We start from the raw sequence: 213 nt of genomic DNA on the forward strand, positions 1-213 counted from the left end.
AGGTCAACCAGGTGCCCGGCGGCATGATCTCCAACCTGGCCAACCAGCTGAAGGAGCAGGGCGCGCTGAACCGTATGAACGAGGTGCTGGCCGAGATTCCGAAGGTGCGTGAGGACCTGGGTTTTCCGCCCCTGGTCACGCCTACCTCGCAGATCGTCGGTACCCAGGCGTTTTTCAACGTGTTGGCCGGCGAGCGCTACAAGACCATCACCA

At 62.0% G+C, this 213-nt stretch carries 1 pseudogene; it reads left to right on the top strand.

The window, feature by feature from the left end:
* Nucleotides 1-213 (top strand): annotated as a pseudogene (locus B2V21_RS02635) (pyruvate carboxylase subunit B); the annotation flags it as partial.

The sequence above is a fragment of the Pseudomonas sp. UBA6276 genome (genome assembly GCF_002438365.1).
Classification (GTDB): Bacteria; Pseudomonadota; Gammaproteobacteria; order Pseudomonadales; family Pseudomonadaceae; genus Aquipseudomonas; species Aquipseudomonas coleopterorum.